We start from the raw sequence: 21,849 nt of genomic DNA, 5'->3' as shown, positions 1-21,849 counted from the left end.
CATATCAGGAGGTTCTGTCCATGAGATACAAACCCAAAGATCACATACTGAAAAACGGTGCTGTCTGCCGTCTGAGAAGCCCTCTTCCCGCCGACGCGGCCGCCATCCTTCATCTCATGAAGGTTACCTCCGGCGAGACGGACTTCATGGCCAGATACTCCGATGAAATTACCATGCCGCCCCAGCGGGAGGAAAAGTTTCTGGAAACCACACTGAACAGTCCCGCTGACTTGATGATCTGTGCTGTTGTGGATGGAACCATCGTCGCCAACGCCGGCTTGAGCCCCATCGCCCAGAGGGAGCGGTACCGCCACCGCGCCGCCTTCGGTATTTCCATCCGGAAAGAGTACTGGGGGCTCGGAATCGGTTCGCTGCTGCTGTCGGCCATTATCACATGCGCCAGAGAAATGGATCTCGAGATGATCGAACTGGAGGTAGTCTGCGAAAATGAGCGTGCGATCGCCCTTTATAAAAAATACGGCTTCCGCATCTATGGCAGCCGCCCCCATTCGTTTAAATACCGGGATGGCAGCTATGCGGATGAGTATCTCATGCTCTTAACGCTCTGATCGCCAGGGTTCGCTGTTATTTTGCTATTATTTTTCAAAAAAAGACAAAAATCTCTGTTCAATTCATTATCAGAATGATATAATATCTATTATCATATGTTGTATTGGTAATGGAAGGGATCCTGATCATGAACTTAAGACATCTTACTATCTTCAAAACCGTCTGTGAAGAGGGCAGTATCACCGGAGCGGCGAAAACGCTGTCCATGACGCAGCCGGCTATTTCTCACGCGATCAACGAACTGGAAGAATCCGTAGGGGCCTCCCTCTTCGACCGCGTTTCCCGGAAAATCGTCATCAATGAGAACGGCAAATTCTACCTCTCAAAAGTGATACCGCTTTTGGAGCTCTATCACGATCTTGAAACCTGTTCCGGCGCCTTAAACCGCCAGACTCCGCTCCGGGTCGGCTCCTGCGTGACTCTGGCCAGCTTCCTGCTCCCCGGTGTGATTTCCCGTTTTATGAAAAGCAATCCGGAGTCCGTCATAAAAGTCACTGTGAACAATTCCAAAGAGATTGCTCAGCTTCTCCTTAGAAACGAATTGGATATCGGTCTGATCGAGGGTGTGGTCCCCGACGAGCAGCTGGAGAAAATCCCATTTTCCTCCTACCCGCTGGCCGTCATCTGCGCTCCCGACCATCCATTTGCCCGGCAAACCAGTCAGCCCGTATCCTTAGAACGCCTCCTGGAAGAGCCTCTCATCCTGCGGGAGGAGGGCTGTACAATCCGGGACGCCTTTGACTGCGCTCTGACCCTGCATAACTTAACCGCCGCTCCGCTGTGGTCCAGCACCAATTCTGACGTGATCGTCCAGGCTGTCCGTGAAAATCTGGGCATAGGCGTCGTTCCCCGGATCTTTGCCGATCCTTACATTCAGCGCGGGGAGATTGTGGAGATTGATGTGAAGGACTTCGATGTCAGCTGCATGAACCACGTGGTGTTTCATAAGGACAAGTTCCAAAGCGAGAGTTTTCAGGCATTTATTAATCTGGTGCTGTTTGACTGACCATGACCTCACTGGTTTACCACAGAAAAAACTCGTCTCCCGTCAGTTTCATCAATGCCTCCAGGAAATAGTAATCCCCATATATAATCGAGAATTCGTGTTCCTTGTCATGATAAGCTGCCGTACATTTTTCTAACAGTTGATCTTCCTCTTCATTCCAGCTGCACCGCTCCGAAGCAAGCGTCCTCAACAGACGGAAAGCCGCGTTTAAATAGACACGGCTTTCCCGCCCCTTCTCCTGCTTAGCTATCTCAATAAGTCCGCAGGCCCCAATGGCGGCAGCGGTGGAATCTTCCAGACTGCAAATCTCCGGCTGTCTAAAATCCACCGGAATCAGATTGTCCTCCGGAATATTAGCTATAAAGTAATTGGCAATTCTCTTGCCAGTATTAAGATATTTTTTATCCTTCGTATGCAAATAGCTTATTACAAAACCGTATAAGCCCCATGCCTGACCTCTGGTCCAGGAAGATCCTTCCCCGTATCCCTGTCCACCGTAATCTCTTACCATCTCACCCGTCTCAGGATTGAATTCCACAATATGCCTTACAGATCCATCATCTCTTACAAAAGCCTTCATGGCCGTATCCGCATGATCCACAGCGATCTCATAGAATCTCGGATCCTTGGTTTCCTCAAACGCCCAGTAAAGCAAAGGAAGGTTCATCATACAATCAATAATTGCCCAACCGCGGTTATCCTCATCCCGGTATCCCATTCCGTCATTCCAAGCCCGCAGAAAATGGCCTCGCGGATTGTACCGACCGGCCAGATTACAGGCAGCCAGCATACTGCGATTCTTCGACTTTCCGTCACCGGTCAGCCGATAATCAGCAACTGAAGTCAATAACCATTTAAATCCATTATCATGGGTCAGTCCCTCCGCACACATTAAATTTTTATCCATCTTTTCTTCCGTTTCCACGGCAATCTTCTTATATTCCTCATCATGCGTCAATGTAAACAACAGCCACATCATACCGCCCCAAAATCCATTGGTCCACCAGTCTATTTTATCATCCCCAGACCGGTCATCATGAACACCCTCAACCGTTGTATATGGGATCTTGTGTGCGGAGCGTACGCTCACTTTCTTTAATTTTTTTTCTATTTTCTTCAGAGTTTCACTGGCCCAGGCCTGCTCCTCTGCCTTTAGTAATAGTTGTTCTGACATACTTTTATCTCCTTCATTTTAGTAAATAACGCCGTTACCAGATGCACTTAACCTTTCACCGATCCAATCATGACTCCCTTTACAAAGTATTTCTGAATAAAAGGATATATCAAAAGCACAGGAACCATGCTCACCACGATCAGCGCGTACTTGATGACACCTGCAGCCTGAGCAAGCTGTGCCTGCAGTTCCGGATCCGTTACCGTGGATGGATCGATCTGATCTGCCATCAGAATTTCCCGTAAAAACAGTGTCAGTGGATACAACGCTTTATCGTGAAGATAGATCATGGCATTAAAATACGCATTCCAATGGCCCACTCCATAGAACAACACAAGCACCGCCACAATTGCCTTAGAAAGAGGCAGAACGATTCGAATAAAATACATAAAATCCGAACAGCCATCTATCCTGGCCGCCTCCAGAAGTTCTCCCGGGATAGAATTCTGAATAAATGTCTTTGCTATAATCAGGTTGTAGACCCCGATGGCTCCCGGAAGCAGCAGCGACCACACCGTATTCAGCAAATGCAGATTCTGCACAAGTATGTAGGATGTAATCATTCCGCCATTAAAGAACATGGTAAACGTAAAAATCAGCATGACCGCATTCCGCCCCGGAAGATCATCCCTCGACAGACAGTAAGCAGCCGTCAGTGTCATGACAATATTAATTGCCGTTCCTGCAAATGTATAGAACAACGAATTGCGGAAGCCCGTCCATACCGTCTTCGTATGAAACACGGTTTTGTAACCTTCCAGACTGAAATCCACCGGAAACAGAACCACCTTTCCGCTCTGTACCGCGGTTCCGGACGAAAACGACGCGCTGATCACATAGATGCAGGGATACAGCACAAGGATAAAAAACATCGTCAGAAGGGCTGTAATCACAATGTAAAATAGTTTGTCATTCAGACTGTAATTCTTGAATTTATGCATATCCGCCCTCCCTAAAAGATTCCATTGCCGCTCAGCTTCTTACTCCCCCAGTTTGCTATCATCAGGAGGATAAAGTTGATCACCGAGTTAAACATACTAATGGCCGTCGACAGCGAAAAATCATTAATTCCACTGGCAAGTCCTACCTTATATACATAAGTCGATATGATCTCGCTGTAGTTCAGATTCAGGTTGTTCTGCATCAGCAATACTTTCTCAAACCCCACATTCATGATATTTCCAACCGCCAGAATCAGCATAATGCTGGCTGTCGGGAGAATGGCCGGGACATCGATGTAACGCAGCCGCTGGAACCTGCTTGCTCCGTCGATTTCGGCTGCCTCATGAAGCGACTGATCCACACCAGCCAGCGCAGCAATATAAATAATTGCACTGTATCCTGTGGTCTGCCATACTCCCGACCAGACATAGATATGCTTAAACAGCTTTCCGTTGGCCAGAATATTTGGTGCCGTCCTGTTGGTTATCATCGTATAGAGGCTCCCGTAAATTCCACTCCGGTTATTTAGTACCTGGAAAATCAATCCTACCATTACTACAGTCGAGATGAAGTATGGCACATATGTGATCGTCTGTATCGCTTTCTTATACCGTTTTCCCAACATTGCATTTAACAGCAGCGCAAAGATAATGGGGATTGGAAATGAAACTGCGAGACTGTATAAGGAGATCACCAACGTATTTTTCATGATAATCGGAAATTTGTATGAAGTGAAAAATTTGATAAAATTATCAAATCCTACCCATGCACTGCCCCAGATCCCCTGCCTCACATTATATTTTTTAAATGCAATCACCAGTCCGCCCATCGGGACGTATGCAAACACCGCAATGTAGATCAGCGGCAGTAAAAGCATCAGGTACAACTGCCATCGGGCGAGAAGCTGTCTCTTTAAATCTCTCTTTCCCGTGATCGGGCTGTCTTTTCTGTTTCCTGCCACAATCAGATTCCTCCTTTTTGTATTACGGCCTGTTTGAAAACAATATTCAAACAGGCCATGTTTTGTCTATTCTACAGAACGGTCATAAGCCGCCTGGGCGCTCTTTTGCCACTCATCGAGTCCCATTCCCTTTAATTCTGACATATAAGAATCCCATCCTGTTTCAATATCCCTTGCTCCAGTGATAAATTCTGCCATTGTCTGATTAACATAAGTTGGTATATTAGAAAGTGCTTCCTGTATCTGACCTGCCTCATCCTCAGTATAATGAAGAAGTGGGAGAACTTTCTCCGGATGCTTGTCAAAATAATACTCATAACTCTTGGCATTTAACTGTGTCTTGTCTTCCGGGTCGTATGGCACCATGCCGTTTGCAACGGTATTCATTTCCTCAAGGCTTGCATATCTCGGTGATACTCCGTGCCATGTCTGTGCTGACGGCTCCAGCCAGTAGTTTGAGATGTAAGCCAGGGTTACCTTGTCGTAAAGGCCGGCCGCCACATAGGCATTCGTCATCTTTTCCATCTGTGCCGGATCGTCGGTATAATCAACTCCCTTTTCACCGAACCTCGCGACCGTGGAGGTCTCATGATCGTAGAATGCATCCGCAAATTTCACTGCCAGATCTACATTTTTGCATCCGTTAAAGATGAAGAACTCCTGGTTTGGGGAATATTCTGTGTATGGGGTATAATTCGTTCCATCCGGTCCCTTAACTGGATTCATAATCTCCATTTCCAGGTAGTTACTGTTGTTTGCAGCATCCGGATAGTTGGAGAGGGAGCCGAAGGACACCAGTCCCACCACATTGGTATCCTCATTTAATGTGGCCTTAAACTGCGTATCGTCATCGGTAAAAATTGCCGGTGAGAGCAGCCCCTCATTATAGAGATCATTCATGTATGCCAGTCCGGCTTTCCAGCCTTCTGTCGTAAATGGTGCGATGACTGTTTTCCCATCCTTATCAAGGGCGAGACCGCCGTTTAAGCTGCCTCCATTCCAGAATTCAAAAGAATTCATGAGCGCTGCCGTAATATTCTGGCCGTATCCGCCCGCCTGGTATCCATAAACTCCGATCTCATCCTGAACGCCATTTCCGTTAGGATCCTGATCATGAAACGCCTTTAGTACGGCTTTCAGTTCATCGGTTGTCGTAGGCATGGAAAGTCCCAGCTTGTCAATCCATGCTTTATTTATAAACATGCGATTCGGGGTCACATTCCAAGTCTCCGGTTCATATTTGGATAAGCTGTACATATTTCCGTCCGCCATCGTCTGGGCCGCTTCCATCACCTTCTTGTCTTCTTCTGGAATTGCATTATAATTCGGCATTTTAGAAGAATCTTCCATATATTCGTTCAAAGGCAGAAACACTCCACTGCTGCCGTATTCCAAAATTGTTTCCGGTGTCAGCGCATTATCTACAATCAGTACATCTGGAAGATTATCATTGGAAGTGGCCATCAGGGATACCTTGGTTCTAACTTCGTCCGTTGCCGCCGGAAGTTGATAAAATTCCAGCTCAATTCCCAGCTTATCTTCCAGGTATTTTGTAAAGTAATTGTTATCATAATCTGTCACATAGCTATTCGTCTGGATTGCGACCACCAGCTTATTGTCACCACCGCCCTGTGTTTCTGCTTCCGCCGCCGTGGTATTACCTCCTGTATCTGCTGTACCGCCTGCCGTCTCACTACTTTTGCTCTGGCAGCCTGATAATGCGGCTGCGGTCATCAACGCGGCCATACCCAACGCGGCTGTTCTCTTTGCTTTTTTTCTCATGAAACTTCTCCTCCTTCATTCTCGTTTCTCATTGCTGCTTCCAGGAAGGAATATGTCCGACCATCGGAAAATGCCACTTCGATATTCCCATCCTCTATGTTTTCACCCCCACAAACGCGGCAGGCTGTGATCTCCCCTGCGCTGTGCGGATATAAAACCGTTATAATTCTGATGTTGTCAGACTTTACCCTGACAACGATACAGTTGATTTCCCGATACCTCCCCTGCTCCGTACCGGTGGCCGCATATCCCTGCCACTCCGGTTCCTCTCTCCCACAGATTACTTCCATAGTTTTCCCGCTCCCTGAAACACAGACGGCCATATTTTTTAAATCCACCCCAGCCTTTGTAATCACAGGATTCTCACTGTCTACATGCCACAGGAAATCGTATGTATGGAAATTTTGAGATTCCAGACGGTCTGACACAAGGAAAAACGGGTTTAAGCCCTCCGGTGCTTTTTTAACAAAATAAACCGATCTTGTATGGCGCACTCCTGCCTCCGGAGACGGAATTTCATTTTCCGCGTTTTCTTCATTCTTTCCGGGTTTTCCCCAATTCCAGCATTCCATACCGCCATACATCTCATCATAGCAGCCTTCTGCCCAGTCATAAGTATCTCCGATTCCCCACTTCATCCCGGAAAGCTTTTTGATATCGCTGTCTTCCCAGGTGTATGAGGCTCTTCGGTTCTGCCCCTTCTGATCCACCAGGACTGTGTTGTGAGCTCTGGACGACAGGACATAGCGGCGCATCTCGGAATCATCATAGGCATAATTTCCGCCTTCAGTCAACAGATACTTTCCCTGCGCGTAGATAAGTAAATTCAGCTTATCTTCATGTTGATGGGCCCGCCCAAAGGGCGCGGCATCCAGAAGTCCCCATACACTGCCGCTCTCCCAGCCATTTCTCATAACGAAGAAGCCCGAGTATGGAAGCGCGATTGACTGATAATCGGGACAGGTTCCCCTTTTTCCGCCACTGGCCGCCCAAAGGATGGAGGGTTCCGCCTCTTCTCCTATCAATGTAAGCTTTGGTTCCAGCAGTTTCCGGGTTTCCTCCATCTTGCCATCATTGATATCCGGCAGACAGCCGTTTGGCATCATAAGCTTCACGTCGATCTCACAGGCGGTTGTCAGCCGCTCCGTCATACGCTCAGGAATCGGGACATCGAACGCGCGGGCCACCAGAATCAACCGTTCATAATTATTGATAACAACATCATGATATCCGGTGGATAATTCATACTGGAATCCATCGGGATAAATCTGACGCCCCAGTTCCTCATCCAGTGCAGAAAACGCAGATTGCAGCCACGTTACTGACTGTTTAAACTGCGGATAAAGTATTCCTGTCTGAGCCAGCCCGTTCATCTCCATAATCAGCCAGTTTCCATGTGTCCTGTTTCTGTAAAGTCTCTGTCCATGTTCCCATACCGATTGATACCATTCCACCAGAAGATCGTCGGTAAATGCCTCCGTATCGAAAAATGTATACAGCACATACGGCCAGTTCGCTCCCATTCGGATTCCACACTCGATGGTCCGCCAGCATTCGGTATCGTACCCGGATACAGAAGCATCCGGACACACTGCCTGACAGACCCAGGATTGAAAGAATTGAACAGCCTGATAAGCATATTCCACATTCTTTGTCCGGTTATACTCGTGAGCCAGTATTTTCCACTCGTGGTGACGGTTCAGCTGCCACGTCCATTCTTTATACTGATTATAGGTAGGGTTGGCTTTCCAGTTAATCTCACCCATAGCCCCAAAATCGCAGGGAACTCCTACTGATACCAGAACGTGCCTTTGCAGACGTTCACACACTTCTCTATCCGTTTCATACGGATATTTCCAGACATTCTCCGGTTCCTCATACGGAATTGCAAAAAAACGTTCTTTCCGGCTGGCAAGTCCGGACCGCAGCACCGCTGCCAGAGCTCTTCTTGCCTGAACATAATCATGGTTCTCCGCAAAATAACGCACTTCTTTCATTTCCTGCCTGCCTAAATCAAGACAGTTATGAAAAAATGTCTCATCCGTAAGAAGAGGACCTTTTTCTGTTTCCTGCATCTTTATGCCTCCTCTCCAATATGTAGTTTTTCGATGGACGTATCGTACCACATTATACTGTTATTTGGATACTGTCAAAGATTAAAAAGAATACCAGAGGGTAAGAAAATGGTGTCTCACATTTTTCCTGCCCTCTCATATGGTAAGATTTTTATGAAAATACGAATGAGATAGTACTGAGATATGATTGGAAAACCGTTGTTTTTACCGGCCTTCACAGTTTTCCTTATAGACCTTCGGTGTAACCCCCACCTGTTTGCTGAAATTCCGGTAAAAGGTATTAACTGCCCCAAATCCGGTCATCTGCGCAATCTTATCATTGCTGTAATCCGTAGTCGCCAAAAGTTCCTTTGCCTTTTCAATCCGCAGCTGCAACAAATAAGAGGAGAATGTCTCACCAGTCTGCTCCTTCAAAAACTGGGACAGATATTTTTCTGAAATTCCGATCTCGCTGCTGGCTCGGTAGGCAGAGAGACCTGCTTCCTCGTAATGGCTGCTCAAATATTTAGTAATCTTCTCCTTCAGCCCCTCGTTCTTGCTTTTCTTCGTCTGACTGATAAAATCGCAGAGTTCGGCTGAGCTTTTCCGCAGCATCTCCATCATTTCTCCACACTTTAAATTCTTCTGAAACACAGGAAAATTTTTCCTGGAATCCGTCTCTCCGTCCAGATGAAGCCAAGCCGAGTACAGGATATTGCGGATCGAGTAAAAAATCTGTTCCTTCTGTGCCTCATATAAGTACGGCATCCTGCTGTAGTAGTTCTCAACCTTATTCAACTGCATGCATATCTCCTCATGCTGACCGCAGATTAGAAGCGTATAGAGATGATTCAAAAATTCCATATTAACCGGGTTTGCATATAGAGCGTTGGCAGAAATATCGTATGTCTTTATCACATTTTCATTGCTGCAGGCGTACTGCGCCCGAACAATCTGACGAGCCTGTTCATAACATTTATTCACATTTGCAAGATCTGTTCCGATCGCACTGATGCCAACATGGAGAATCACATCATAGGCAGCGGTAACCATGGTGACCACCTCCTCAAACAACTTCTTGATTCCCAAAACATTGGCCTCTTGTTCCGGATTCAATTCAAAAAGGAACAGTTCGTCGGAAAGCCCGCTGTACACATTCGTAAATTTTCCGGGATAATGCTTTTTCACATACTCTACCATAGCAAGTGTTACGATGTCTGAATTTCCGTATTCCTTCTGTTGAAGGCGTACTACTGCTACACAGAAAAATTCCGGCACTTTCTCAAAGCATTTTTCGAATACCCGCCGTTCCTCTGGCAACCAGATTCCCATGACGATTAAATGCTCCAACATCATGGCTTCGTTCTGTTTCGCCAGTTCCTCCATCTTCATGCGGTATTCATTACCGTTCTTCTTCAACGCCATGATATTATCTGTCAGAAGCCCATATTCGTCAAATTTCTTTTTACTGTTCTCTATTTCATTTTCTGCAGGAAGGGCAAACAGAACCCGTTTCATACCGGAATAATGCTGATAACTGTAAAATGCAGTCAACCCGATTACCAACAGAATACCAATACAAAGATAAATAATAAGAAGTCTGTTTACCGGCCACATCTGACTATTGATAAATGCCATTGGAATACCGGTAATAATCTTCCACTGTAAGTCCTCCTGATGATTCACAATCAGTCGGTAATTTCCCTCATCTTCGATTACCTGGCCATTTTCATATGCCCCAATCCCCTCTGGAACATTCCCATACTTCAATAAAACATCTCCGGTCCTGGAATCCTGAATATAAAGAAATCCATCCTTCTCTAATTCCGGCATCATAATGCTTTTAATCAGATAATCTCTGTCTATGACAAAACAAGACAAATACTGTGGGTTCAGCCGCGTAAATTCGCTGCTCGTCAGGTAAAGAATTGCATCATCCAATGAGCGCTCCTTTTCATTATAAATAAACTTTATTTGATCCACTCTGACAAACTGATTGTGCTGCGCATACCTCCCGAACAGTTCGTCATGTACTGCATTTGAGTCTGATAAATCCACACCTTCCCGCCGAATCCGAAGAAATTTATTGTAATAATCCTGAAAATTAAAGCTGCATTGGCTGGTAGACAGGTACAGGTCATTATTTTTGAACAGCATAAACACATATGGCGTGTAATCTGCTACAAAGCCAATCTCACTGAACATTTTATTAGCCTCCCGCAGCTTTAAAACATCCTCCTTGGGAATCTTTCCCTGTTGGTAAACAATCGTGCTGAATGTCTGGTTCTTGGCCATCATTTCATTTATCAGTTCCATTTTATTTACCATTTCATAAATACCATTGATTCCCTCCTGGTTTTTCATCTCTCCCTTCTCAATAATATAAGCCTCAATACTTCGGCCAGCGACGAAAGCCACCAGAATACTGCTCAGGAAAACAATCAGAAAACCCAGAAAATATTTTGTTATGTAATGCATCAGCATTTTTGTAAATTTCATATTCACGTATTCACCTGCTTCATTTATACTCTGACTGCTTTATCATATCATAGCCCTAAGTCCCTGTAAAGAAATCCCCTGCAGCTGCTTTTTTCAGGCAAAAAAATAACCTTTATAAGTAAAATGCTGCCAAGGCCAATATTTGGCTTTGACAGCATTCTCACTCAGAGCGTTCACTGTATGGCTCTCTTTTATTTTCGATCTCTATTATTAATTCATCTCAGCCAGCAATTTATCAATACTCACAATCTTCACGCACAGTGCAAATAATTCCATCGCCAGAATTAAATCAGATAACGGCGGATAGGACGGAGCGATACGGATGTTGCTGTCATGCGGATCCTTTCCATATGGGTAGGTTGCGCCCGCACCGGTCATGATAAGACCTGCCTTCTTACATCTTGCTACGATAGACTTCGCACAGCCATCCAGTGAATCAAAGGAAATGAAATATCCGCCCTTTGGACTGGTCCAGGAACCGATTCCAAGGCCGCCCAGTTCTCTCTCCAGAATCTCGATTACAGCTTCGAACTTCGGTCTCATGATATCCGCATGCTTTCTCATATGTTCTACCATTCCGTGGATATCCCCGAAGAAACGCACGTGGCGCAGCTGGTTTACCTTGTCATGGCCGATGGTCTGAATCTTTAACTGCTTCTTGATGTCTACCAGATTGTTCTGGCTGCAGGCGATAGCCGCGATACCGGAACCCGGGAAGCTTACCTTGGAGGTGGAAGCGAACTTGTAAACCAGGTCCGGATTCCCCGCTCTCTTGCACTCCGCCAGGATTTCGATTAAATGATCCTGGTCGTGGTCGTATAAATGATGAATCGTATAGGCATTATCCCAGTAGATTCTGAAATCCGGAGCAGCCGGTTTTAATCTGGCAAAGCGGCGTACCGTCTCGTCGGAGTAGGAGATTCCCTGAGGATTGGAGTATTTCGGCACGCACCAGATCCCCTTGATGGATTCGTCATTTGCAACCAGTTCTTCCACCTTATCCATATCCGGGCCTGTTGGCGTCATGGGAACATTGATCATCTCAATGCCAAAGTATTCCGTAATGGCAAAATGTCTGTCATATCCCGGAACCGGGCAGAGGAATTTTACCTTATCTAATTTACACCACGGGGTATTTCCCATCACACCGTGTGTCATGGAACGTGAAACCGTGTCATACATGACATTTAAGCTGGAGTTGCCGTAGATGATGATCTGGTCCGGATGAACCTCCATCATGTCGCCGAGCAGTTCTTTCGCTTCCTTGATGCCGTCGAGCACGCCGTAGTTGCGGCAGTCCGTACCGTCTTCACACGTTAAATCATCATCGCTGCTCAGCACATCCATCATTCCCATGGATAAATCCAGCTGATCCACACTTGGCTTTCCTCTGGACATATCGAGGCGTAAATCCTTGCCCTGATACTCCCTGTACTTGGTGGAAAGCTGTTTTCTAAGTTCCTGTAACTCTTCCTTCGTCATCTCTGCATACGGTTTCATCGCTTTCTTCTTCCTCCTCATATTATCTCCTTCATTCGTTTCCGGGAGTTTTCTCTCCCAAGACGGCAGCCAGCTGCCGGATTACAGCAGTTCCTCTATCATCTTATTTACCATGGCGGGGTCCGCTTTCCCTTTCATCGCCCGCATCGTCTGCCCGACTAAAAAGCCTCTGGCTCTCTCTTTCCCATTACGGTAATCTGTCACAGACTGTGGATTTGCTGCTATAACCTCCTCTATCACGGCGCGGAGCGCTCCCTCGTCATTTACCACCTTCAGCCCATTTTCTTCTACATAGGCCTCGGGATCAATATCTTCAGCGAATATTTTTTCAAATACTTCCTTCGCTACCGTGCGGGTAATAGTACCATTATCCACCAAAACAATTAATTTTGCAAGATTTTCCGGTGAAAATCTTATGGCCTCCGGTTCCAGGGCCTCCTCCTTCAACAGCCTCATACCCTCTACCATCAGCCAGTTGGCCGCTTCTTTCGGCTTTTTGCACAGGGAAACGGTTGCTTCAAAGATATCCGCCATGCGCTTTGATCCTGTAATGATATCCGCATCATATTCGGAAAGCCCCAGTTCAGCCTGGTATCTCGCCATCTTCCCGGTCTTAAACTCCGGCTGGCGATCCTTTATCTCCTGTATCCAGGTATCGCTTATAAACACCGGAGGCAGGTCGGGATCCGGGAAATAACGGTAATCTTTGGCATCCTCTTTGGAGCGCATGGCACGGGAGCTTTCCTTATTATCATCCCAGCGCCGTGTCTCCTGGATCACCTTCTTCCCTTCCTCCAGAAGCTCGATCTGGCGCTTTCGTTCCCCCTCGATCGCTCTGGCAATGGCCTTAAAGGAGTTTAAGTTCTTCATTTCCGTCCTGGTACCGAATTCCGGAGCTCCGGCTTCCCGAACGGACAGGTTCACATCCGCCCGCATGGAACCTTCCTGAAGCTTGCAGTCCGATGCCCCGAGATACTGGATGATCAGCCGCAGCTTCTCCAAATACGCGATCACTTCCTCTGCGCTTCGCATATCCGGTTCCGAGACGATCTCGATAAGCGGAACGCCGCTTCTGTTATAATCCACCAGGGAACAGTCTTCCCATTCATCATGGATCAGCTTTCCGGCATCCTCCTCCATGTGGATCTCGTGAATCCCCACTTTCTTCTTACCGGCCGCTGTCTCGATCTCCACGAAACCGTCGTGGCAGATGGGGAGGTAGAGCTGGGAGATCTGATAATTCTGGGGATTGTCGGGATAAAAATAGTTTTTCCGGTCAAACCGGCAGTACTGGTTGATTTCACAGTTGACCGCCAGCCCCACCGCCAGGGCGTATTCCACCACCTGTCTGTTCAGAACAGGAAGCGCCCCCGGCATTCCGGTGCAGACCGGGCAGGTGTGGGTGTTGGGTGCTCCGCCGAATTCCGTAGAGCAGGAACAGAAAATCTTCGTTTTCGTGGCAAGCTCCACGTGGACCTCCAGTCCAATGACTGTCTCATACTGTCTGCTCATCTACTCCGCCTCCTTTCCGGCCGCCATGCCGGATTGTACCGTCACAGACTCAGCCGTTTCCGGCACTGCACAAGGCGGCATTTCATAAGAACGGCTTCTCTCAAACGCGTAACCGGCGCGGATGATATTCTTTTCCTGAAAACAGTCTCCGATCAGCTGAAGGCCGATGGGAAGTCCTCCGGAATCTTTTCCGCAGGGCACCGAAAGCCCCGGAAGCCCGGCCAGATTGACGGAAATTGTATAAATATCGCCGAGATACATCTTTAAAGGATCACTCAGGCTTTCTCCCAGCTTCGGCGCCGTGGCCGGTGAAGCCGGCCCGAGAATCACATCGTATTTCTCAAAGGCACGGTCAAAAGCCTTTTTAATCAATGCCTTGGTCCGAAGTGCTTTTAAATAATAGGCATCGTAGTAACCGGAGCTCAAAACGAACGAGCCAAGCATAATACGCCGCTTTACTTCCGGTCCGAATCCCTGGGAACGGCTCTTTTTATACATATCATGAAGGCCGTCATAATCCTTTGCGCGAAAACCGTATTTAACGCCGTCGAAGCGTGATAAGTTGGAACTGGCTTCCGCAGAGGCAATGACATAATATGCCGGAATCGCATATTCTGCCATGCCCAAATCAAACTCTTCCACAGAGGCGCCCTTTTCCCTCAATACCTCCGCCGCCTTTAAAACAGCTTCTTTTACCTCCGGATCAAGCCCTTCACCCAGGTAATCGCCGGGAATTCCAATTCTCATCCCCGTTACATCATCCACCAAAGCAGATGTGAAATCACAGCCTCCATTTGAAGTCCAGCCGGCTGCTCCCTGTTCCATCTTCTGCCGCATCACGGCTTCCCGGTCCACCGATGTGCTGTCCTTCGCGTCATGACTTGCCAATGCCTCCAGAATAACCGCACAGTCCGTCACATCCTTCGCCACCGGCCCGATCTGATCCAGAGAGGAGCCGTAAGCGATAAGCCCATACCGGGAAATGGTCCCGTAAGTTGGTTTTAAACCGGTCACCCCACAGAAAGAACTGGGCTGCCGTATGGAGCCGCCGGTGTCGGAACCCAGCGCATAGAAGCATTCGTTTGCCGCAACTGCGGCGCAGGAACCGCCTGAAGAGCCGCCGGGAACGTGATCCGTATTCCAGGGATTTCTCGTGACACCGAAGGCCGATGTTTCCGTCGTACTTCCCATGGCAAACTCATCCATGTTGGTCTTGCCGATGATCACGGCTCCCGCCTTCCTTAAGTTTTCCACTGCCTCCGCCGTGTAGGTGGGGACGAAGTTCTCCAGAATCTTCGAGCTGCATGTGGTTCGCATACCTTCTATACACATATTGTCTTTTACCGCAGCGGGAACACCTGCAAGAGGCCCGGCAAGCTGGCCTTCATCGATCTTTTTCTGTATCTCCCGCGCCTGTTTTAAAGCCTTTTCTTTTTCCAGAGTTACGTAACAGTGAAGGCTGGATTCCTGCCTCTCAATCTGGGCGAATACGGCTGTCAGAGCCTCTTCGCACGTCACTTCTTTTTCTTTTATCTTTTTTCCCAGCTGTACCGCGGTCAATGATAAGATTTCTTTTTCCGTCATGGGCTCCCTCCTTATTCCACTGTTTTCGGGACTTTAAATGCGCCATTCTTCTGTTCCGGTGCATTTTTCAGTGTATTTTCCCTGCCATCACTGCTGTGTTCCCCTGTAGTGTCATAAGAGTCAGCAGCTTCTCTCACCGTATCCTCGCGGAACACGTTTGTCACCGAAAAAATATGGGTCATGGGTTCCACCCCGTCTGTGTCCAGTTCGTTCAGTTTATCAATATAATCCAGCATACGTCCCATGTCTTTTTTTGCATCTTCCTTTTCGGACTCAGACAATTCAAGCTTCGCCAGGATTCCCACGTATTCGATTGTTGCATCATCAATCCTGTATGCCATCTCATTCCCTCCTCATTCCGGGCACGCAGCCGTGCCGCCAATATAAATATACACTATGGTTCCAGACGAGTCACGTCACGCGGAAACATGGTCGTTTCCCGTACATTCTGCTCATCTAACAACCGCATGGTCAGCCGCTCCAGACCAATTCCGAGACCTCCGTGGGGCGGCATTCCGTATTTGAATATCATTAAATAAGAAGCAAGTTCTTCCGGATCCATACCTCTTTTCTCCATCTTCTTTATGATGGTATCGTAATCATGAATCCTCTGGCCTCCGGTGGTAATCTCCAGCCCCTTAAACAGCAGGTCAAAGCTTAACGTATATTTTGGATCATGGGGATCGTCCATAGCATAAAACGGACGTTTTTTTGACGGGTAATGGGTGACAAATACGAAATCGCTTTCGTATTCTTCTTTAAAATACCGGCCGATTAAGTGTTCTTCTTCCGGTTCTAAATCATAGGGATTACGGATTGGACGGCTGTATTTCTCTGAAACGAGTTCCTTGGCCCGTTTGAATGTTACGGCAGGAATTCTTGTCACGTCCGGGAGTGTAACCTTTAACATCCGGAGTTCTTTTTCGTATTCCTCAGAAAGAAGCTTCATCACGTACTGGAGCATGGCGGTTTCCATGGCCATCACGTCCTCAAAGCCGTCGATATATCCCATCTCGAAGTCTAGGCTGGTGTATTCATTTAAATGGCGCGTCGTGTTGTGCTTCTCAGCCCGGAACACGGGAGCCGCCTCGAATACCCGGTCATAGACGCCAACCATGGTCTGCTTGTAAAACTGCGGGCTCTGCCCCAGCTCTGCTTTCTTGTTGAAGTAATCGAGACGGAACACATTGGAACCTCCCTCTGCGCCGCGGGCCACGATCTTCGGTGTGCGAATCTCGGTAAATCCCTGCGAATAAAGAAAATCCCGGAATCCCCGGACAATTCCTTCCTGAATCCGGAATTTCGCCCGCTCCATGGGATTGCGGAGTGTGATGGGGCGAAGGGCCAGCTTCGTCTCCAGCGACGTGTTCAGCTTCCATTTGCTGACAGCGATGGGGAGAACCTCTGCCGGTGTTGACAGTACTTTGATCTCTGTCAGACGGATTTCCACGCCGTGGGGAGCACGGGGCTCCGGCGATACGATTCCTGTGACGGTGACGGCGGACTCCTCCTTTAATTCTGCCGAAGGGATTTCCGGCCCGTTGTCCGCAAATTCCAGCCTGCCGTCCACTGCTTCCTGCGCCGCTCCCGCGCCGCGTTCCCCTGCCCTGTATACAGGAACAGAGCGCTCTCTGACACACTGGACAAGTCCCTCCGCTTTTCTCAGGATCACGAAGCTTACCTCGCCCATGTCGCGGATGGTGTGGACCGCCCCGTTTAGGCTCACGGTTTTTCCGGTGTAATCACCGGAAAGCAAATCGGCCAGTTCTACAGTTTCTTTTCTTTGGATACCTTTCATAAATTCCATGTCTGCACGCTCCTTACCAGATGTAGATTGGTTGGATTCCGGAAACAGGAAAAGCCCCGTCCCGGAATACAGTTACATATTCCGGGACGGGGCTCTTATTATCATAAGATCCCGCGGTACCACCCGCTTTGAGATATTATACTTCTATCTCCACTCTTTCACTTAACGCGTGTCACGGGTAAACCTACCTCTGACACCGGAGATCCTTCCGGCCGCTTCGGCATACCGGCTCCAGAGTGTTCCCTTAATTCAGTCCCTCATGACGGCGCTCTCAGTCGGTGACGCCCTCTTCCTGTCAAGTTTCTTAAATCAGAGTCTCTTTCTCAGCCTTTCGTCTTATCTGTAATTCACCACTGCACTACGATGAATTTCATATATGATAGCACACGTTTTTTTTCTTTGCAATATCTATTTTACATAAAATATTTCTGAATCCTGCACCTTTTCTGGTGAAATTCCATTCAAATGAGCTGTATCTGCGCAGAAACAGCTCTGTGCATCCACGGCTCTTTTCTTGACTTTTCCTGTCGAACAGGGTACAATTATCTGCATGTTTACTATGTTAGACAGGGGGGTTTTACATGTCAAATATGACCATTTCCGGGAAACCGGCCGAAAACAAAATGGGCGTCATGCCCATCAGCCGTCTGCTGTTCACCATGTCTCTGCCCATGATACTTTCCATGCTGGTACAGGCCTTATACAATGTCATCGACAGCATCTTTGTCGCCCGGCTCGGGGAAACCGCGCTGGCGGCCGTATCGCTCGCATTTCCCGTACAGAACTTAATTATCGCGGTATCCACCGGCACCGGCGTTGGCGTCAACGCGCTTCTGTCCCGCTCTCTGGGAGAGAAGAACCAGAAAAATGCCAATCTGGCGGCTGTCAACGGACTCTTTGTTTTCTTCCTAAGCTATCTGCTGTTCGCCGTCTTCGGCATCTTTTTTGCCAGAATCTATTTTACGGTTCAGACCTCCAATCCGGAGATCATCCGGCAGGGTACCACTTACTTATCGATCTGCTCCATCTTTTCCTTTGGTATCTTTTTAGAGATTGCGCTGGAACGGATCATGCAGTCTACCGGACGCACGATCTATAACATGATCACGCAGGGTCTCGGAGCCATCATCAACATTATTCTGGATCCCATTCTGATCTTCGGACTGCTGGGATTCCCCCGGATGGGAATCATGGGTGCCGCGGCAGCCACGGTAATCGGTCAGATTGCCGCCATGCTCCTGCTGCTCTACTTCAATATCACCAAAAATACCGACGTGAATTTAAACATGCGCAGCTTCCGCCCGAATGCGGAGATTATCGCTGAAATCTACAGGGTTGGACTGCCTTCCATCATCATGCAGTCCATCAGCTCGGTCATGACCTTCGGCGTCAACAAGATCCTGCTGCTGTTCTCCGAGACAGCGGTATCCGTATTCGGAATCTATTTCAAGCTTCAGAGCTTCATCTTCATGCCTGTATTCGGCTTAAATAATGCGATGGTTCCGATCGTCGCCTACAACTACGGAGCCGCTAAGAAAGACCGCATTATGAAAACCATCCGGGCCAGCGTGACTGCGGCAGTCGCAATTATGCTGGTGGGACTGGCCATATTCCAGATATTCCCGGAGCAGCTTTTGTATCTGTTTGACGCCTCAGAGAATATGATGGGAATCGGCGTTCCAGCGCTCCGCATCATCAGCTTAAGCTTCCTGTTCGCAGGGTACTGCATCGTGATTGGTTCTGTATTCCAGGCTCTGGGCAACGGAGTCTACAGCCTGATCACTTCGGCAGCCCGACAGCTGGTATGTATTCTGCCCGCTGCCTGGTTCTTCGCAGCGGAATTCGGCCTTCATGCCGTATGGTATGCGTTCCCTCTGGCGGAAATCATCTCCGTCGTCCTTACGACTGTCTTATTCCGCCGGATCTATCAGAAAAAGATTCAGTTGTTATAACCGTAAAGCAGCGGCTTTACGCCGGCTCAGTTATTTTCCCACACGATCCTCCGGAAGCACCAGGCAGTACGCCTGCCGGTACTCTTTCGCCGTGATTCCCATGTATTTCTTAAACAGTCTGCGAAAATAATCGACATCCGTGTACCCGCACTCGTAGGCGATCTCGCTGCCGGTCAGATTCGTTTCTATCAACAGGCGGCAGGCCCGGTTGATTCTGGCCTCATGGATAGCATCCGTTAAGTTTCTGCCGTACACGGCGTGAAAGACCCGGCCCAGATGGTCCGGATTACATTCCAGCTTATCAGCCAGAAATGATGCGGACAGCGGTTCTTTCCAGTGCTCCCGGATATATCTGGCCGCCTGGTTGGCCAGATAAACCTTCTGTCCGCTGACCTCCAGCGGAGAGAGGGAATCGGAAAGCTCGCACAGAAGCTCCAAAAGCACCAGATTCAAAAATGTCTTGTCATCGCGGCACACATTCTGTCTCCGGATAAAACGCCGGAACAGCTCCTCAAACGCCTCCGGCTTCGCCAGACGGATCAGCTGAGGCAGCGCCATAATATCGCTTCCCATACGGAGAGCCTCCTCCTCCATGGTAAAATGGAGCCAGTAAAAGGTCAGATCCGCGTCAAAATCCCTGGTTCCTCCGTGATGCCGCCCAGGAAACAGGATCAGCGCCTCCCCTTTTTCCACATCATACTCCACGTCCTCCTCAAATATCCCCAAAGTCCCGGAATTGACGTATATAATTTCAAATGTATCCATGGTACGCTCCACATGGCGTCCCCATCCCTTTGTCACCAGATAACCGGCATTTAGCGCCTGTACCGGCAGCAGTGCCTTCAAATGCAGAAAATGTTCCATCCTTTTCTTTTCCCTCTGCGGATTACCGGTTCTTCCCCGCGGCGCCGTGCTCTGGTTCGCTTCTGCCGGAATCCCGCACCCACAGTCGGAATCCTCCAGTTATTCTCTTCTTTCTCCTCTTGTATAATCAACCACAAACTGGCAATATAGAAGAAGATAAGAGCTCTTAAAAACGTGGAAAAACCGGTCAATTTCCCGTCTTACCAACACAAGAATACCAGAAAAATCAATAAATGAAAAGGGGATTGCGGCAATTCCGCCGCAAATATTGGCTTATGGTTACAGTTCTGCAATTAAAGCAAATGGTGTCCCAGGCGTATTTCGGGGATACTGTCATGACGGAGACGGATTATTCCAGGGGCCGGAAGCTGTTTATTGCCGAAGGCTGCTGCGCCAACGGCGTCGTCACCCTGACAACGGGGGCGTTTCTGTCCGGCTACGCAGGCTATCTCGGCGCTGATGATTCCTTAAACGGAATCATCGGCTCTGTTCCGGTGCTCTTGTGCACCCTGCAGATGTTTTCTTCCGTCGTCCTGGAGAACTTGAGACAGAAGAAATTTTTAATCGCCTGCTTCGCACTGATCCACAGGCTTCTGCTCTCCTCTCTCTTTTTCGTCCCGCTGCTGGTCGAAAACCAGGCGGGCCGCCTGGCGGCAGTCGTCGCCATCTATGTAGTCGCCCACTTCTTCGGCGCGTTTATCGGTACGGGTACCGGAAGCTGGCTTCTTTCCCTGGTTCCTGAGAACATCCGCGGAACGTATCTGGGGCGGAAGGATGCGTTTGCATTTGCATTCACCACGGTGCTCAGCCTGGTCTGCGGCCGTGTTTTAGACTGGATGAGAAGTTCGCATCAGGACCTGACCGGGTATTATATCATTGGCCTGATTGTATTATCCACCGCCTTCACGGATTTCTGGTGCCTTTCCTCAATCCGGGAGCCGGTTTCTGAACCTCACCGGCGCAGCTTAAAGGCCGCTGTCATCGATCCGCTTTTCGACAGCGAATACCGAAAGATCATCGGCCTCTACATGTTCTGGAATCTGGCGCTGCAGGTAGCCGGACCATTTTTCAGTGTATACATGGTAACAGGGCTTTCTCTGGACTACACCTATATCACCTTCCTTGGACTGATCGCCTCCTCCGTCCGCGTGGTGGCGGCCTGTTTCTGGGGACGGCTGGCTGACGCCACCTCCTGGCTTCATGCGGCGCGCTGCTCCATGCTCCTGCTTGGCTTTGTACATACTTCCTGGCTGTTCATGACGCCCGCAACCTGCCTGATTCTGCAGCCCATTCTGCAGGCTCTCTCAGGAGCCGCATGGGGTGGAATTGCCATCGCAGTTTTCAGCCTCCAGTATCAGTACGCCCCGGCCGACAAGCGGGTATCTTACGTGAGCGCCAACTCCTCTTACGCTGGGCTATGCGGCTTTTTCGCAACGCTGCTGGGCGCCTCCCTGCTAAAAATTCTTCCGGAATTTCAGATCGGGGGCTTTCCGGTGTCCGGGATGCAGATGATTTTTGCACTGTCCGGAGTGTTGATTATCCTGTGTGTAAGGTATATGAGACGGCTTAGTCATTAACATATCTCTCATATTATATAAAAAGGGGCCGCTTCAACAGATTTGAAGCGGCCCCACTCAGTTCT

Annotated in this window: 16 protein-coding genes; 4 read left to right on the top strand and 12 right to left on the bottom strand. The window is 48.5% G+C overall.

Annotated features, from left to right (window positions below; genetic code table 11):
* Positions 1-20 precede the first annotated feature (20 nt).
* Both NE473_RS13945 and NE473_RS13940 read left to right on the top strand, forming a co-directional pair.
* Complete coding sequence (locus NE473_RS13945) at positions 21-569, top strand: GNAT family N-acetyltransferase (protein WP_055649929.1); 549 nt, start codon at positions 21-23, stop codon at positions 567-569.
* A gap of 128 nt (positions 570-697) precedes the next feature.
* Positions 698-1,576, top strand: a complete 879-nt coding sequence (locus NE473_RS13940) for a LysR family transcriptional regulator (RefSeq protein ID WP_055649928.1) — start codon at positions 698-700, stop codon at positions 1,574-1,576.
* 16 nt (positions 1,577-1,592) lie between these two features.
* Here NE473_RS13940 and NE473_RS13935 read toward each other — a convergent pair whose 3' ends face one another.
* The 11 genes from NE473_RS13935 to aspS form a co-directional block, all read right to left on the bottom strand.
* Positions 1,593-2,750, bottom strand: a complete 1,158-nt coding sequence (locus tag NE473_RS13935) for a glycoside hydrolase family 88 protein (RefSeq protein WP_055649927.1) — start codon at positions 2,748-2,750, stop codon at positions 1,593-1,595.
* Between the two features lie 47 nt (positions 2,751-2,797).
* A complete protein-coding gene (locus NE473_RS13930; RefSeq protein ID WP_022030352.1) occupies positions 2,798-3,691 on the bottom strand; it encodes a carbohydrate ABC transporter permease in 894 nt (297 codons plus the stop codon).
* Between the two features lie 11 nt (positions 3,692-3,702).
* Positions 3,703-4,653 carry an ABC transporter permease gene (locus tag NE473_RS13925; protein ID WP_022030351.1) on the bottom strand — a complete coding sequence of 317 codons (951 nt, stop codon included), beginning with the start codon at positions 4,651-4,653 and terminating at the stop codon, positions 3,703-3,705.
* A 66-nt stretch (positions 4,654-4,719) separates the two neighbouring features.
* Positions 4,720-6,435, bottom strand: coding sequence for a type 2 periplasmic-binding domain-containing protein (locus NE473_RS13920; protein WP_055649926.1), 1,716 nt, complete (start codon positions 6,433-6,435; stop codon positions 4,720-4,722).
* Positions 6,432-8,510 carry an alginate lyase family protein gene (locus tag NE473_RS13915; protein WP_022030349.1) on the bottom strand — a complete coding sequence of 693 codons (2,079 nt, stop codon included), beginning with the start codon at positions 8,508-8,510 and terminating at the stop codon, positions 6,432-6,434. The genes NE473_RS13920 and NE473_RS13915 overlap by 4 nt, the downstream gene beginning before the upstream one ends.
* A 204-nt stretch (positions 8,511-8,714) precedes the next feature.
* Entirely contained in the window at positions 8,715-10,988 is a 2,274-nt protein-coding gene (locus tag NE473_RS13910) for a helix-turn-helix transcriptional regulator (RefSeq protein WP_148510137.1), read from the bottom strand.
* Positions 10,989-11,198: 210 nt separating this feature from the next.
* Positions 11,199-12,488: an aspartate aminotransferase type Ic gene (locus NE473_RS13905; protein WP_055649988.1), complete on the bottom strand. Its 1,290-nt coding sequence runs from the start codon at positions 12,486-12,488 to the stop codon at positions 11,199-11,201.
* Positions 12,489-12,569: 81 nt separating this feature from the next.
* On the bottom strand, positions 12,570-14,000 hold the full coding sequence (gene gatB, locus NE473_RS13900; protein ID WP_055649924.1) for an Asp-tRNA(Asn)/Glu-tRNA(Gln) amidotransferase subunit GatB: 1,431 nt from the start codon (positions 13,998-14,000) through the stop codon (positions 12,570-12,572).
* Positions 14,001-15,584, bottom strand: a complete 1,584-nt coding sequence (gene gatA, locus NE473_RS13895) for an Asp-tRNA(Asn)/Glu-tRNA(Gln) amidotransferase subunit GatA (RefSeq protein ID WP_055649923.1) — start codon at positions 15,582-15,584, stop codon at positions 14,001-14,003.
* Between the two features lie 11 nt (positions 15,585-15,595).
* Entirely contained in the window at positions 15,596-15,925 is a 330-nt protein-coding gene (gene gatC, locus NE473_RS13890; protein ID WP_055649922.1) for an Asp-tRNA(Asn)/Glu-tRNA(Gln) amidotransferase subunit GatC, read from the bottom strand.
* A gap of 53 nt (positions 15,926-15,978) precedes the next feature.
* On the bottom strand, positions 15,979-17,391 hold the full coding sequence (gene aspS / locus NE473_RS13885; protein ID WP_055649921.1) for an aspartate--tRNA(Asn) ligase: 1,413 nt from the start codon (positions 17,389-17,391) through the stop codon (positions 15,979-15,981).
* 581 nt (positions 17,392-17,972) lie between these two features.
* Here aspS and NE473_RS13880 point away from each other — a divergent pair.
* Positions 17,973-19,343 carry an MATE family efflux transporter gene (locus tag NE473_RS13880; protein ID WP_242866107.1) on the top strand — a complete coding sequence of 457 codons (1,371 nt, stop codon included), beginning with the start codon at positions 17,973-17,975 and terminating at the stop codon, positions 19,341-19,343.
* Between the two features lie 30 nt (positions 19,344-19,373).
* Here the strand turns inward: NE473_RS13880 and NE473_RS13875 are convergent, their stop codons facing one another.
* Positions 19,374-20,207, bottom strand: coding sequence for an AraC family transcriptional regulator (locus NE473_RS13875; RefSeq protein ID WP_006774209.1), 834 nt, complete (start codon positions 20,205-20,207; stop codon positions 19,374-19,376).
* A 335-nt stretch (positions 20,208-20,542) separates the two neighbouring features.
* Here NE473_RS13875 and NE473_RS13870 point away from each other — a divergent pair, with 335 nt between their 5' ends.
* A complete protein-coding gene (locus NE473_RS13870) occupies positions 20,543-21,784 on the top strand; it encodes an MFS transporter (protein WP_022030049.1) in 1,242 nt (413 codons plus the stop codon).
* The last annotated feature ends 65 nt before the right edge of the window (positions 21,785-21,849 follow it).

The sequence above is a fragment of the Hungatella sp. SL.1.14 genome (assembly GCF_024460495.1).
Classification (GTDB): domain Bacteria; phylum Bacillota; class Clostridia; order Lachnospirales; family Lachnospiraceae; genus Hungatella; species Hungatella hathewayi.
The sequence above is the reverse complement of the archived record's forward strand: the minus strand, read 5'-3'. Positions and strand labels throughout refer to the sequence as shown.

What these genes read in the sequence shown, in the direction of transcription:
- NE473_RS13945 (WP_055649929.1), top strand. Translation starts at nt 21, where the DNA reads ATGAGATACAAACCCAAAGATCACATACTGAAAAACGGTGCTGTCTGC.
- NE473_RS13940 (WP_055649928.1), top strand. Translation starts at nt 698, where the DNA reads ATGAACTTAAGACATCTTACTATCTTCAAAACCGTCTGTGAAGAGGGC.
- NE473_RS13935 (WP_055649927.1), bottom strand. Translation starts at nt 2,750, where the DNA reads ATGTCAGAACAACTATTACTAAAGGCAGAGGAGCAGGCCTGGGCCAGT.
- NE473_RS13930 (WP_022030352.1), bottom strand. Translation starts at nt 3,691, where the DNA reads ATGCATAAATTCAAGAATTACAGTCTGAATGACAAACTATTTTACATT.
- NE473_RS13920 (WP_055649926.1), bottom strand. Translation starts at nt 6,435, where the DNA reads ATGAGAAAAAAAGCAAAGAGAACAGCCGCGTTGGGTATGGCCGCGTTG.
- NE473_RS13915 (WP_022030349.1), bottom strand. Translation starts at nt 8,510, where the DNA reads ATGCAGGAAACAGAAAAAGGTCCTCTTCTTACGGATGAGACATTTTTT.
- NE473_RS13910 (WP_148510137.1), bottom strand. Translation starts at nt 10,988, where the DNA reads ATGAAATTTACAAAAATGCTGATGCATTACATAACAAAATATTTTCTG.
- NE473_RS13905 (WP_055649988.1), bottom strand. Translation starts at nt 12,488, where the DNA reads ATGAAACCGTATGCAGAGATGACGAAGGAAGAGTTACAGGAACTTAGA.
- gatB (WP_055649924.1), bottom strand. Translation starts at nt 14,000, where the DNA reads ATGAGCAGACAGTATGAGACAGTCATTGGACTGGAGGTCCACGTGGAG.
- gatA (WP_055649923.1), bottom strand. Translation starts at nt 15,584, where the DNA reads ATGACGGAAAAAGAAATCTTATCATTGACCGCGGTACAGCTGGGAAAA.
- gatC (WP_055649922.1), bottom strand. Translation starts at nt 15,925, where the DNA reads ATGGCATACAGGATTGATGATGCAACAATCGAATACGTGGGAATCCTG.
- aspS (WP_055649921.1), bottom strand. Translation starts at nt 17,391, where the DNA reads ATGGAATTTATGAAAGGTATCCAAAGAAAAGAAACTGTAGAACTGGCC.
- NE473_RS13880 (WP_242866107.1), top strand. Translation starts at nt 17,973, where the DNA reads ATGTCAAATATGACCATTTCCGGGAAACCGGCCGAAAACAAAATGGGC.
- NE473_RS13875 (WP_006774209.1), bottom strand. Translation starts at nt 20,207, where the DNA reads ATGGAACATTTTCTGCATTTGAAGGCACTGCTGCCGGTACAGGCGCTA.
- NE473_RS13870 (WP_022030049.1), top strand. Translation starts at nt 20,543, where the DNA reads ATGACGGAGACGGATTATTCCAGGGGCCGGAAGCTGTTTATTGCCGAA.